We start from the raw sequence: 13,724 nt of genomic DNA on the forward strand, positions 1-13,724 counted from the left end.
TGTGAGTTCAGCACGGATTGTTCGAACTGCTCGGCTTCTGTCAGGAGTGGCGTGACCGGCTCAGAGGCTAACTTCATCAGAGCTGGTATTCATCTCTAGCTCAGCGGAAAACCGGATTCAGCCAGTACCGACATCTATCTCCTGTCAGGGTTGTCGCTCTCGCCGACTCTCTTTCATGAGCTCCATCCGTTCATCGTACGTGAACTGAAGCACTTCATTTTCCAGTGGAATCGAGATACGGATGCGAAGGGGATCCATCGAGACCAGGTCCTCCTCGAAGTCGAGCAGAAGCGTGCGTTGCTCGTACGTGGCGAGGTCGAACTCGACGCCGTGCTCGTAGAAGAACGCAATCAGCGCCGACTGTCTCGACGGATAAAACAACGTCGGCATCCGCCACCGGTACTTGCAGCCCTCGCAGACGTGCGAGACCAGCATCCGGAAGATCGATCCGCAGTTCTCGCAGAACTGGTATTCGTCCCAGTCCGGGCGATGATCCTCGCAGATATCGATCGCAGTGACGGGCATATCGCCCGCGCACTCTGGGCAGACGCCGTCCATCACCGACGCCCGCCGGTGAGCACCCCAGACCCGATCCGCCTCATTGATCTCATTGGGCGTACGGTCGCGCAGCCCCGACGGAGGGAACTCGTTTTTGCTGATGACGCCAGGCGGGAAGGATTCGACGCACCGGGCGTCACAGCTGGTACATTCCAGGTAGCGCCACCCGTCCCGGTAGCTCCATTCCACACCACCCCCGCAGTACCAACAGGAGATATCTACGGCCACGGGGTCGATCTCCGGGTTGTCGATCGCTGTACCGGACAACAGCATCCTGACGACCCGTTTGCCCGAGTCCATGAGCTCGTAGCCTGCGTCGGTTCGTCGGACGAACCTATCTATCAGCTTGTTTAGGTGGTAGTTCAAACGGCCGGGATCCTCGACGCCGAGGCGCTCGCGGAGGTCCGCGAACCGCACGGGCGTCTCCTGGGCGGGATCGTGGGCGTCCCAGAGCACCCGCAAGATGCCGATCCGGGTCTCATCCGAGAGAAGTTGGAACGCCTCGTTGCCGCCGGCACCGGCCGACGAGGGCGATTCACTCGTGCTCGAGGGGTCCATGCTGCCGAATACGTGAACGAGTAGAATAACCCTTCTCCGCGGTATCACACCACATGGGAGCACGGACCCTCTTTTGATTTGGCAATCGCCAGGTTAGCTGTAATTGAGGGCGCTAAGCCCCTTCCCCAGCGAGCGAAGCAAGCAGGGAGGGGATACAGCGCCCGCATGGCTTGTTTTCGTGTGAATCGTCACCCTTACTCCTGCTTCGGCCGAAGGCGGTAGGAAGATGCTCACTCTGCTTCCGGCGTTGTTCAAACGTGGTTCGAAACGCCTTCGGCGTTTCGTCATCACGAAAGAGCGTCGCTCTTTCGAACGACGACAAAAAGCGTGCATCGTCGGTTGTGGCCGAGTGTCGATTCGGTAGGAGTGGGACACTCCAAACCACCCATGAAGGAAGTCGCCTGCGGAGTCTGGAACCGTCCTCAGAAGTCGAAAAGTTCTGATGGGCCGCACGAGAACTCCGTTCTCGTGAACGCTGTGGGATCTGTTCCTGCACGTTCCGACACAGAAACAGGAAGCTCCGTCCTCAACAAGCGAGGGCCGGGTAGGCCCGAGCGCGGTAGGGCGGAGTAGTTCACGCCGCACCTAGGCGTCATCGGGGCCCCTACGTGTCGGATTGCGAATAGAAACGAGGTTCGATCGGCGTCCCGATAGAAATATCGTTCTAATTACTCTTAATCCGAAGGCGGCCGAAGTCGTGCACGGGCACCAACGATGGCAACCAATTCGAAACAGTACTGGGGCCGTTCAGTGGAGGACCACCGCACCAGTGCCTACCAACGGAGGGGATGGCATGTCTTTCAATGAGTCGAAGCCGGACAGCGGCTACGAGGCGGCATTGAACGATCATTACGGGATGCCGGACCTCGGCGACGAGATCCTCGACGCGCTCGACGCCGCCGGAAAGGACATCGACGCGCTCACCCGGGACGATATCGCATCGTTCGACGAGTTCCACATTCGCGGGCGTGATGCAACCCGTGAAGTCGCCGAAATCGCTGGAATCGGGGATCGCGATCGCGTCCTCGATGTCGGTTGTGGTATCGGTGGGCCCGCCCGTACCCTCGCTGCCGAGTTCGATTGTGATGTCGTCGGAGTCGATGTGGTCGAGGAGTATTGCCGGGCAGCGGCACTGTTTACCGACCGGGTAGGGCTGACCGACGAGGTTCGCTTTCAGCACGGGAACGCCCTCGACCTACCGTTCGAGGACGAGGCATTCGACGTCGTCTGGTTCGAGCACACGCTGATGAACATCGAGGCCAAGGAGGTGGTTTTCGAGGAAGCTCGACGTGTCCTGAGACCGGGTGGCACACTCGCACTCTACGAAATTTGCGCCGGATCAGGCGGCGATACTGTGTTCCCGGTTCCCTGGGCATCGGATGCGTCCCTCAGCAATCTGGTTAAGCCCGAGCGTCTCCAAGAACTCGTTATGGATATCGGTTTCGACGAGTTCGCCTGGCAGGATGTCACCGAGCCGAGCCTCGAGTGGTTCCGCGACGTAGTCGAGTCGATGCAGTCACGGCCTCCGGATGCGCCACAACCGCTCGGACTCAACCTCCTCATGGGGTCCGAGACGCCGGTGAAAGCAATGAATGTCGTTCAGAACCTAGAGGAGGAACGGATTGGCGTCATCCAAGGCATATACGAACGGGTCAGTCTACCGTCTGGTAGGTCTTCCGGAACAGCAACCGATATCCAGTAGTAAAATTCACGCCATCCATGTGGGCCATTCTGCGTTTTGTCAGTACTGGATAAGCGCCCTGGGTCTTGTTTAGACGGTCGATATCATCTGAGTTAGGCCCTGAGAGATTGTTCGATGTTTCTCACGGCGGCCTTAAGGACGAGTTCTCGGAACTGTCCAAACCACGTTCTTGACTTAAGTGTTGAACCGAAACGTTTGCGCAGCGCGAAAAATATCGATTCTGCGATAGACCGTTGATGGTAGGTTTCATCATCAATCCGAGCATTGTGTGCTGCATCGAGCGAGTAGAACTCACGATGCTTGATGACCGGTCTAATTCCCTCTTTTCGCAGCATGTGGCGGAGTTCGTCCCAGTCAAACCCTTTATCAGCGACGATAGTTTCCACGGTACTGAGATTTCTTTTCAGAACTTGCCACGCAATCTGCGTGTCGTGTGGCAGGTTCATCGAGCAGTGTACATCGAGAATAGCCCGCGTAGAACAGTCTACAAGAATAGTGGTTTTGACCGACTCAAACGTCCCTTTGACGCGCTTTGCGTAGTTGTGACTCGACGAGCGATGAGCGATACTAGTCGAGTCGATTGCCTGTACCTCTCCAGTATCGAATAGTTCCGCAGTCAGCTGCAACAGCATTCGCCAGACAGGCATCTTGAGATCTTGCTTTCGAGCACAAACGGTGGTGAAATCCGGTAGCTCATCTGGCGAAAGACCAAGTTTAGCGACAATAGCAGGCATTTCCCGAAGCACATCTAACAGTTGTCGGTAGGAGTGATCGAGGTATTCTCGAAGGCCGTGAATCGCCACGATTACCCAATCAGCATAGCCATCTTTTCCTTTACTGAGGGGTTTTCTCGGATCGCTTCCGACAGCTTTTTGAGATAATTCAACGCATCGTTCGGTGAAGCGGGCCAGTTCGGAGTGCACATCCACCTGTGCTCGCTTCATTTCCTAGAAATCCAGACATAGAGGCAATATTACTAGCGTCTAAACACGGCCAGCGCCCTGTATTCATCACGACTCTTCGAACAGATACGCTAATTGGCAGGAACCCAGCGGTCAATAGACACGTGTAGTGTCCACTAGTTCTACCATGGCAAGTGTCTAAGGAAGAGTATTTCAGCAGAGCCATCCATCTTGGTATTGTCAATCAAAACCACTTACTGTATTACTGCCGTCGTTCGATCAGGCTTGTCGCTAACTGACGTAGTTCCTCGACTTCACCAATCTCGGTGAGCCATCGCTCAGGAAGTGCATCGTCTCCGAATCGGGCACCTGCAACTGCGCCGGCAACGGCACCGATCGTATCTGTATCGCCACCCATCATCACTGCGTCGACAATCGCGTCTTCAGCAGTCTCGGCGGTCAGCCCGTGATACAGGCCTGCTTGGATCGTTGTGACGACGTATCCCGAGTTCTCGAGAGAGATGTCCACCGGCTCCCCACGGCGAGCGGCAGTGACCGGTTCAACGGCGTTTCGAACGTCGTCGGGCAGCTCTGAGCCGATATCATCTAAGACCCTTTCGAGCGGCCGTTCGACATCAGTTAGGAGATTCGCGAGCGTCCGGTTGAAGAGAGCACAACTCCACTGACACCGCGGATCTGCGTGGGTGATCGCTGACGACTGCCGGCTGATGTCAACGAGTTCGGCTGGCTCGTATTGATACGCGATGGCGTATGGCGCACACCGCATCAGACTGCCGTTGCCGGCGTTGCTGCCTTCCATGCTTGCCTCCCATTCACGCTGGCCAGCTTCGTCCCATGATTCGTCGTTCTGGATCCGTTGGAGTGCGCTCGAGGTCATGTTCCCAATATCGAACGGCCCCGACCGTTTCCAGTCAATGAATTTGGTGGCGATATCTTCTGGCTCAAATGCGCCGTGTTCTGCGAGACTCCGAGCGATACAGAGTGCCATTTCCGTGTCGTCAGTGATTGTTCCCGCGGGTTGGCCGTGGGTTCCGTGGGCGAGCATTTTAGTTACCCGCCCGTGTGTTCGCTCGATTCGATCCGGCCCTTGGAATTCGACTGGGCGTCCGAGCGCGTCCCCACATGCGAGCCCCAGCATGATCCCTTGTGCTCGTGATCGACAGTCGTTCGCCATACGCGATACACACACACATCTGGTTACTAACTATTGTGGTCAGGGTAGCAGCGGCTGTTAGTAGCAAGGCAGATTGGGGTCGAAACAGCCGAATTCGATCAGTATTGATTTTGCACTTTATCGATTTCACACTGAACACATAAGTCATCACGAAAACACGAAACGCTATTGTAGGGACAGTCGTACTCGTCTACGTTGGCAGACTGGCGGAGTTTCTCCTGCCGCCAGATACTTTCCCAGTCATCAATATCCATATCAGCAGACGTGAAGACGACATCATTATCTCGATCTGTGATCTTTGCGACTGTGACCGAATAGTGATGCTCTTTGACGACCTCGATCGCTTCTTCGTACGAGGAACAGGTGACCGTCTCCGTTCCAGTTTGGTCATCCAAGAGTCGGACGGTAATCGAACCGTCGTATACCTCCGTCGGGTCCAGTCCTGAGCTCATAACAGATACACTCGAAATACTGTGTAAAAGCTTGGGAAGAACACTTTTCTCGAACACTGAGTTCTCCACTGAAACCCGAATACTGAGTTCTCCGCCAGTTACCGATTTTGAAATAGCCAATTTCAGCTTAGGCTGTTCTGCTGGTCGATCTCGATACGGGTCGATCTGGGGTGGTTCGTCTGTCCTCATTCGTGGCCTCGAGGCCTACGAGTGTGCCTCAAGCCGCTCGGGCGCAGAAAAACTGGCTTGTCACGACCGATCAGATCCCACTTTCGAGGCGTTCTCTCGTCGCTACTCTCGAATTTCGAGAAGGTCTGCGAGATCTTCCTTCGAGAGCGGTTCGATCTCGACCCGGCTGTCTATCGCCGAATAATAGATTGAGGCACTCACGTCTCGACTCTCGAACCATGCATCGAGTGCGTGATAGTACACGCTGAGCTGCGTTCGATATTCCGACTCTGCGTGACGCCCCTGATCTGTCTTGTAATCGATGATCTCTGCTCGGTCGGATGTCACATGGACGAGGTCGACAACCCCAGAGATCGTCACCTGATCACCATCGATCTCGAGAGGCAGATACACCTGTTCTTCGACCCTGGGAGTTCCCTCGAGCGAATCAAGAAGCTCCTTGATATTCTGTTCATCCTCGTTTCGAGGATCAACGTCGTCTCTGAGAGCGTACTGTTCTGCGAACTCGTGAACCGACGAGCCAAACTCCTTCCCTCTTCCCTGACCCACGTCCTTGTAGACCTCGTCGCCCATTAGCGAGTGAGGCGAGTATCCATCGGGACCGTTCGGCTGTGAGATCGACACGGTCAATTGTGACTGGACAGTGTCTTCGACACGTTCTGTGTCAACTGCTGGCTCGAGTGGGTCGATGTCGACAGGCAACTCCTCGAGGAACGTATTCAGATCATCACCAGCCGAAAACAGCAGGTGGTCTTTCGCCCGCGTCATTGCGACGTAGAGCAACCTCCGTTCTTCGTCGGCTTCCGTTGGCTGACACCGACTCAAGACGTCGGTCCGCCAGTTGTCGTAGATGTGGGGGTCGCCGTGGGCCTTTGCATAGCACTTGCGCTGGCGGAGTCCGGTGTGCTCGGTGTACGTGATCGTTCCATTTCGTCCACCAGCAGGCGGGAACTTCCCGCTGTTCATATTTCCGAGGATTACAATCGGATGCTCAAGTCCCTTGACCGAGTGAATCGTCTGGACGGTGATCGCGTTGGTCCCTGCTGCAGCGTGTACCTCCTCGGTGTGCCCCGACTCGATTCCCCGTTCGATGAAACGAATCAGATCGCCGAGCGTCATCGTCGTCGCGCTGTGAACCGACTGAACCGTGGTGAGGATGACGTCCGCTGTCGACCCGTCGTATCCGTAGCGATCGAATACCCGTCGTGCAATGGCGTTCGTGGTCTCGAGTGCTGCGAGATCTGTACGGAACGCTGCCATATTCTCTGGGTAGCCCTCGTGCTCGAGGATATGGTCGATCTCGTCAAGCGTGTAGCCAGCACGCTCGAGGACGACTGCCCAACCCCTGTCCGCGTTGGTCTCGAGGATACGCAACCAGGCAAGCAGGAGTTTGGCCTGATCAGTTCGGAAGAGTTCGATGCCACCCTCGTACGCCATTGGAAGGTCGTACTCTTCGGCGACGGAGAGCAGATCTCGACCAAAGTCACGTGTGCGAGTCAACACTGCGATGTCGCCGTACTCAGGAGTGCGAAGCTCACCATCGTCCTCAACTGCGTATGTGTCGTTGCCGACGATCTCCTGAACCTTCGTTAGGATCGCCTCGTGTTCATCATCGTGCTGGATGGCTTCGATCTGTGAGTGTTCGTGCTCGGTGTTCGACGACAGTGAGACAACCTGTTCTCGGATCGCTTCTCGATCGATTGACTCGCGGCTACTGGCTGGGGTTACAAGCGCGTGTTCCGAGAAATCGAGAATCTCCTGGGTCGACCGGTAGTTTTCTTCGAGTTCGATATTGGTTATCGGCTCGATCGGAAACGAAATGCGCTCCGAGTCATCATTCAGGTCGGTCACGAATCGCTCGAGACGGGAGTCGAATTCGGTGATGTTCTCGATCGCGGCATACTGGAACGAGTAGATACTCTGCTTCCAGTCGCCAACGACGCAGATATTGTCCGTTCCAGCGAGTAGCAGCGAGAGTTTGAACTGGATCTCACTCGAGTCCTGGAACTCGTCAATCATCACGTACTCGAACTCTAATGACTCACGGAGGTCGTCGTCCTCACAGAGGAGGACGAACGCGAAGAGCTGGAGGAACGAGAAGTTCAGGTAGTTGCGCCGGAGTGCGAACTTGAGGTACTCGATGTAGATATCGTGGACGAATTCGATGAGGTGTTCGCGGTCTTCATCGAAGGCGCGTTCGGCAACCTCGTCGGGAACCGCCTTCGTCCCACGTGGGCCACGCAATTCTGACCGATCGGGAGCGTCCGGAAGATAACACTTGTTCTTGCCGTATCGACCGAGTTTCGAGCGCAGTTTTGACTGTTTGCTGCCCCCATTCCGAGGTTGATTCAGCTCGTCGAATACAGGTTTGAACGCGTCGAAATCGCCCTCGAGATGGCTCTTGCTGTCACGATACCAGCCGTCGGTAGTCGGGAAGACGCCTTTGGCTGCGAGATTGTTGGTGAGATCCAGCAGCTCTGTCGGCTCCGAGAGACTCCGGAACAGGTCGTCGTATTCCGAATGGTCGTCGCTGAACTGGTCGATAAACTCCCCGAAGTACTCACGCTCGATCGTCTCGTTCTCGAGGACCTGCGTTGAGCCAGTGATCGCATCATCGATCCCTAGATGCGTGGGCGCATGGAAGCCGTGTTGCTCGAGGATATCGTTACAGAGACTGTGGAAGGTCTGGATCGGTGCGTCCTTCAGCGCCCGCATATCGTAGTCGCAGTTGGCGACGATGCGGTCTTTCATCTCCGTCGCTGCGTTGCGGGTGAAGGTAATCAACAGGACATCATCTGGTTCTACGTCGTCCTGGGAGACGATATTCGCGTAGCGACGAGTGACTGTGAACGTCTTACCGGTTCCAGCGCCGGCATCAACGAGATACAGCCCCTCTGTGCTCTCGATGAGTTCACGCTGCTTCGGATTCGGTGTCGTCATCGGATTACCTCCGTCTCGTCGGCCGTTTCATCGGTTGCACGTTCTGTCGTCAGAATCATATCTCGGTTGTCCACGTATCGGTAGTTCGGCTCACCTGCTCGTCCCTCGACGGGGAAACGAGAATCCCCACGGCGATATCGGTTGAGTTCCGCGAGTTGCTCGTCGATGAACCGCTCGAATTCGTCGAGATCCTCGACGAAGTATCCCTCTTTGCGATAGCCACACAGGTGCCTGAATGCCTGCATACAGCCCTTTGTGACGTACTTGTAATCGCCGACGGCTTCGATCATCCGCTCGAGAAGTGCGTTCCCGAACGGCGACTCGGCCATCTCATCTGCATCCCGCGTTCTGGGAGGCTGGTGTGCGTCGAACGCTGCCTGATATTCCTCGTAACTTGTCTTCGAGAACGTCTTGTTGCAATCGTTCGGTGCCTCTTCGCGGAGCTCGTCAAAGACGGCTCGCGACTGAACGAATTCGTCGAACGGGATTGGACGGTACGTGACTGTCGTCAAGCAGTCGTCGAGAGTCCCTTCGCCTGTGACGAGGTCATCGAGCGTCTCGAGGAAGTGGAAGAAGGTGAACTCGAGCTGCTCATTCGGCCGCTGGCTCCGGTAGTAGGTGAGGTAGAGCAACGCCTGGAAGTTCGGGCGATCGCTCGGTGGATCAATTGCTGCGCGTTTGATTACCTGCGACGGTGATTTCTTGCTGCCACTTTTGAAGTCGACCAGCTGTGTCGGCGACCGTACGAGGTCGATCTTTCCTTTGATCCCACGGTCGTCGTCCTCGAACCATCGTTCGGTCGCTGGGGAGTCGACCGGCCGGTCGAAGTATGTCGCGAAGAAATTGTCACTGCTGCTCGTGGGCGTGAGGAAGTCAGTATCCGACGGTGCGTTCGTCTCGAGGTAATCGACGATCGTCTCGAGGCCGACACGGTACTTCGTTCGTCGAGTGGCCAGATCGACGTCACGGTGAAACGCTCGTGTTTCCTCGATCATGATGTCGACGACCTCCTCGATGATAGCGTCATCGACGAACTCGGGATTGTTGACGACAAACTCTGCAAAGTCATGGAAGAGGTTCCCCTCGATAAAGTAGTCCTTGTCTGGGTTGTCGACAAGCCGTCCAAACAAGTAGTCTCGAGGGCAGTTCGCGTACGAATTGAGACTCGATTGGCTGAGTGCTGTCTCTGACTCGGCCTCGACGTCGACGGGCTCTTTGTCGAAGCCTGCGCCCGTCGACCGAAACGTGCGTGAGTAGCGAATTGAGTCGAAATCACTGAGCCGTTCGAACTCGGTGTCGAGGAGGTCTTCGAAGTACAGACACGGCGTTACGGGGGTCCCACCAGCGGTGTCCTGGACGAGATAGTACTGGTCGACACCACTCTGGAGCAGCGACTGAAACTGATCGAGATTCCGCTCGAATTCCTCGTCGTGATCGACCCATGGTCGCTCTGGCGACGTGTGCGTCCAGCTTTCGTCAAGGCCCAGGTAGAAGACGACTGGCCGATCAACAAACGACGCTGATTTCGCATCAGCCAGCAGGACGCCCTCGTTTTCTCGGTCGATCGGGACGTCGTAGGTCTCGAGATAGAAGGTGAGTCGATCAATGGTATCTTCGGTGATCGGTTCGGTGAGGAGTCCGAGATGGTCGAGTTCCTCGCGAAACGTCTCGAGCGTACACTTGGCGCGGTTTTCGTAGGCGGTTAGCGCGTCGCCGATCGTGAGTTCTGCTGCTCGATCACAGAAGTCTCGAAGCCATTCGAGTTCGGGATCGTCGACCTCGAAGAGCCGTTTTTCGTCGTGATCGATGTCGATGGTCATCCCGAGACGGGTTAGGAGCGGTTTCACGCTCTTGAGACGGGTGTCGGATCCTGCAATCGTGCTCCGAAGAAGCTGGATGACGGCTCGATGATCCTGATCGTCGGTGAACGATGGACCACCGTAATATGGGATCGCTGTAGCTTCGAACGCGGACTCGATGAGTGGTGAATACTCACTACTCGCATCGAGTACGACTGCAATATCGTCGGCGTTCTCTGGGGTGACCGTATCGAGGACGGCATCGACGATCGCTGTCGGCGACTCAAAGATTCGGACCGGCGGTAATTCGAATGCATCGTCGCAGAAGCGGTCGATGGCGTCGTATTCCGTAGGGAGGATCGATCGCTCGAGATTCGTCAGTTGTTGTTCGCCGATGACGGCGACTGAGTCGTACTCCTCGCGGTCAATTTGGTATTCAGTGAGCGTTCGCGACGTCGTTTCGAGTGATCCGATGCAGTCGATGACAGTTCGTGTTGCCGGTGTATCGAACGCATCGTACTCGAGAATTGCATCGGGGCTGCCCTGATACTCCCAGCACTGGAGTATGTTCCCGATCGCATAGGACGCCTGCTTCCAGCTGAAATCGGTTTGGCTGATCACCTCAAGGAAGGCTAACCGGTCTTCTGCAGTTTCTCGACGTCTCGCAGCGAGTCGGCGTGGCGTGATCGCGAACGGGCCGAAGTGAGGGTGCTCGAGGCGTCGGTTGAGCGCACTCGCTAACGGGGCGTCAGGGACAATGACGAGATCGTACTCGGCTACCTCCTCGTATAGCCGATCGATCGGTTTCGACCGCTTGATTGACACGAGGTACAGATTCTAGCATACGACAATAAGTCTGTATATCGTGATAATCTAGCGATATGGGGGCATATATTGGCCTGTAGACGATCATGAGTGCACTGATACGCACTGCTGGATGACCAGTGGTACAATGGATCAGTACTGATGTTCGAAGCTGAGCTCGTCGTGTTTATAGGCGTAGGATTTGACACCAGCCTCGTCACAGCGTGAACTGAGGTCTGCTGGCGGAATGTCTGTCTGCTCACCGAATTCCTTCTCGAGATGCTTGCGGAACGAAACGGTGATATCTCGGTCCTCGTCGTCTGTGACCTCGAGAACAACTGCGAGATCCGGATCGTCGTAATCCGGTTTGATGACGTAGTCGCCCGGAGTGAATGGGTTTTCCGCGTACTCGAGATTCGTGTGCTTGTACGTGTAGAGTTTGATATCTTGGTCGTCACAGTAGGACGCGAGCTTCGCTGGATGGATTTCACGCCAATTTCCAGGACCGTCGTCGAGCATATTCGGGAACGCAACGCAGACAGCTTCACCGTCCATTGTCTGCCCGTAGAGATTGACGTCTTGTTCTGGTGGGAGAACCTCGACGACTACCGCAACTGATGCATCGCTATCTTCCGCTTTGACTACCCGATCGCCGGGTTTGAACGGATTCTGTGGCTTCTGATTCATGTGCGCCGTGTTCGGCCCCAGATCCTGCAACTCGTTCATCGGTCTATAGTAACCATTAGAAGTAATTACTCATATTTGGTACAGAAATTCGATCAATAGCAGTGTCAATTGCTGTTGTGAGATCGTCGAGTGAGCCAAAGAAACGGTTGCTGAGTGCCGCTTGTAGTTGTCTCCAGCACTCTTCGACAGGATTTAGCTCTGGTGAGTACGCCGGCAACGTCACGAAGGCGAGGTCGTCACGGGCCGCTAGGTCCGTGACGGCCGACGCCCGAAAATATGGTGCTCCATCCAGGACAATAATTAGATCATCTTCGAACTCTTTGCATAATGCGAGAATGAAATGTTTTGCATGATCGGCGGTAACATACTCTTCAAATCGAGAGAAAAAGCGATCACCGTCCTCGGTGATCGCGCCTAGCAGACACGTCCAGTCACGTTGTCCAGATAACTCGACGGACGGCCGCGTACCGCGGGGAAACCACGCGGCACGCGGCTCGACTTGGACGGATTTCTTGGTTTGATCGATGCAGACTACTGTGGCGTCCATTTCCCGCCGCTTTTTTTGAGCTCCTCACGGAACGTTTCTTGCTCATCAGCATCAGACTCAGCGGCTGTACGGCGAGGCTTTTGATAGCTCAATCCCGCTTCTTTGAGCAACCGCCGACAGCTCGGGATTGAGTACTCGACATCGTACGTCTCGTCAAGATACTGCTGGACGAGCGCCGGCGTCCACGCCGGCGCATCAACCCCAACATTCTCTGGTGATTCGTGGACAGCTTCTTCGAATTCTTTTTGCTCTTTTTCTGAGAGCTTCCGTTTTCTCCCAGAGCGATGAGCATCAGTAACGGCTTGCTCAAGCGACTCGTCGGTGTCGAGTCGCGTGAGCCAGCTATAGATTGTCCGTCGCTGAACGTCGTACCACTCGGCTAGTTCAGTCTGCGTGACGCCGTTCTTGTATGCTATTGCTGCTAAGAGCCGTTCTATCGGCTTTTTCCCCTCCACGTTGTCAAGGGCATCTTGCAATTCCTCGACAGAGATCTCGTCGAGATGATCCACTGTGTTTAGCAACACTGTCTGAGTAGAAAGTTCTAACGGATACTATAGCAGCGAGATGCGCGAGTTTCTCTGGTTCTTCACCAGAATACGCCTCTTGCGTCTGGACTTTCGACTTGAGCGTCTCAGTTCGCTCCCAGCCGAGAAGGATGAGCGCATCTTCGTTGTCACGGTGCCAGACCATCACGATGATGTCGTCGTCTGGGTCGTTCTCAAGGAGGTTTGCCGGCCGAAACGCAGAGACGTCCCTCGAGGTTTTCACATCGATCTCGTACCCGAAGACCTCGAAGTCGTGTCCAGAGAAACTCTCAGAGTTGCAACGTCGAATCGCCTCCTCGTTTTCCCACTCCCACATCTCGACAGGGAGATATTCTCGGCAGAATTGTTCAAATGCAAGCTCGCCAAGATTGCCGATTCGTTTGACGTCCAAATTGTTTGCACCCTGAATGACTGCTTGGTGATGGGCGCGCTCTCTATCGATTTCGTCCGGCGTATAGAGATACATTACACTCAAATTATTTGTCACTGTAATGTATTTTGTGTATTGGTTAGTACCAAGACAGATTTCAACTCGGACATCATGTAAACTACCCCGCCCTACTCGCTCTCTCCGATGCTCCTTGAGGGTGGGGGCCTGGCACCCTCGCCGCCACCGCTAAAAGCGCGTTTCACAGATAGTGGCAAATGTTAAAATTGAACATAGTCATATAATTCTGTTGATGGTCCAAATATTTCATAGACAGCAACCAGATAGCAATTCTTAATCCTGGTCAGCAGAGACAGAGAGATAGCGGGATGGGATAGCCAGGAGATTCCGGCGGGCTCATAACCCGCAGATCAGTAGTTCAAATCTACTTCCCGCTATTTCCTGACGTTGAGCAAACT

At 55.1% G+C, this 13,724-nt stretch carries 8 protein-coding genes, 1 tRNA gene and 2 pseudogenes; 2 read left to right on the forward strand and 9 right to left on the reverse strand.

Features of this window, described 5'->3' with window-relative positions:
* Positions 1-144: 144 nt before the first annotated feature.
* On the reverse strand, positions 145-1,116 hold the full coding sequence (locus E2L06_RS17495) for a winged helix-turn-helix domain-containing protein (protein ID WP_138782909.1): 972 nt from the start codon (positions 1,114-1,116) through the stop codon (positions 145-147).
* Positions 1,117-1,909: 793 nt separating this feature from the next.
* Between E2L06_RS17495 and E2L06_RS17500 the strand changes: the two genes are divergently transcribed.
* Entirely contained in the window at positions 1,910-2,818 is a 909-nt protein-coding gene (locus E2L06_RS17500) for a class I SAM-dependent methyltransferase (RefSeq protein WP_138782910.1), read from the forward strand.
* A gap of 92 nt (positions 2,819-2,910) precedes the next feature.
* Here E2L06_RS17500 and E2L06_RS17505 read toward each other — a convergent pair whose 3' ends face one another.
* The 8 genes and pseudogenes from E2L06_RS17505 to E2L06_RS17540 form a co-directional block, all read right to left on the reverse strand.
* The gene (locus E2L06_RS17505; RefSeq protein WP_138782522.1) at positions 2,911-3,741 is read right to left on the reverse strand and encodes an IS5 family transposase; all 831 of its coding nucleotides are present in this window, start codon (positions 3,739-3,741) and stop codon (positions 2,911-2,913) included.
* Positions 3,742-3,982: 241 nt separating this feature from the next.
* On the reverse strand, positions 3,983-4,915 hold the full coding sequence (locus tag E2L06_RS17510) for an ADP-ribosylglycohydrolase family protein (protein ID WP_138782911.1): 933 nt from the start codon (positions 4,913-4,915) through the stop codon (positions 3,983-3,985).
* A gap of 98 nt (positions 4,916-5,013) precedes the next feature.
* The gene (locus E2L06_RS17515) at positions 5,014-5,367 is read right to left on the reverse strand and encodes a hypothetical protein (protein WP_138783033.1); all 354 of its coding nucleotides are present in this window, start codon (positions 5,365-5,367) and stop codon (positions 5,014-5,016) included.
* 291 nt (positions 5,368-5,658) lie between these two features.
* Positions 5,659-8,496, reverse strand: coding sequence for an exodeoxyribonuclease V subunit beta (locus tag E2L06_RS17520; protein WP_138782912.1), 2,838 nt, complete (start codon positions 8,494-8,496; stop codon positions 5,659-5,661).
* Entirely contained in the window at positions 8,493-11,120 is a 2,628-nt protein-coding gene (locus E2L06_RS17525) for a PD-(D/E)XK nuclease family protein (RefSeq protein WP_138782913.1), read from the reverse strand. The genes E2L06_RS17520 and E2L06_RS17525 overlap by 4 nt, the downstream gene beginning before the upstream one ends.
* Before the next feature lie 132 nt (positions 11,121-11,252).
* Positions 11,253-11,831 (reverse strand): annotated as a pseudogene (locus E2L06_RS17530) (hypothetical protein); the annotation flags it as partial.
* Positions 11,832-11,841: 10 nt separating this feature from the next.
* Positions 11,842-12,842, reverse strand: a protein-coding gene (locus E2L06_RS17535; RefSeq protein WP_138782914.1) for an IS630 family transposase whose coding sequence is annotated in 2 segments (ribosomal slippage) — positions 11,842-12,350 and positions 12,350-12,842 — 1,002 coding nt in all. Because the reading frame shifts where the segments join, the coding sequence is not laid out codon by codon here.
* Between the two features lie 46 nt (positions 12,843-12,888).
* A pseudogene (locus tag E2L06_RS17540) lies at positions 12,889-13,344 on the reverse strand (hypothetical protein); the annotation flags it as partial.
* Between the two features lie 284 nt (positions 13,345-13,628).
* Between E2L06_RS17540 and E2L06_RS17545 the strand changes: the two are divergent.
* Positions 13,629-13,703, forward strand: a tRNA-Met gene (locus tag E2L06_RS17545).
* Positions 13,704-13,724 lie beyond the last annotated feature (21 nt).

The sequence above is a fragment of the Haloterrigena sp. H1 genome (assembly GCF_005938085.1).
GTDB lineage: Archaea > Halobacteriota > Halobacteria > Halobacteriales > Natrialbaceae > Natrinema.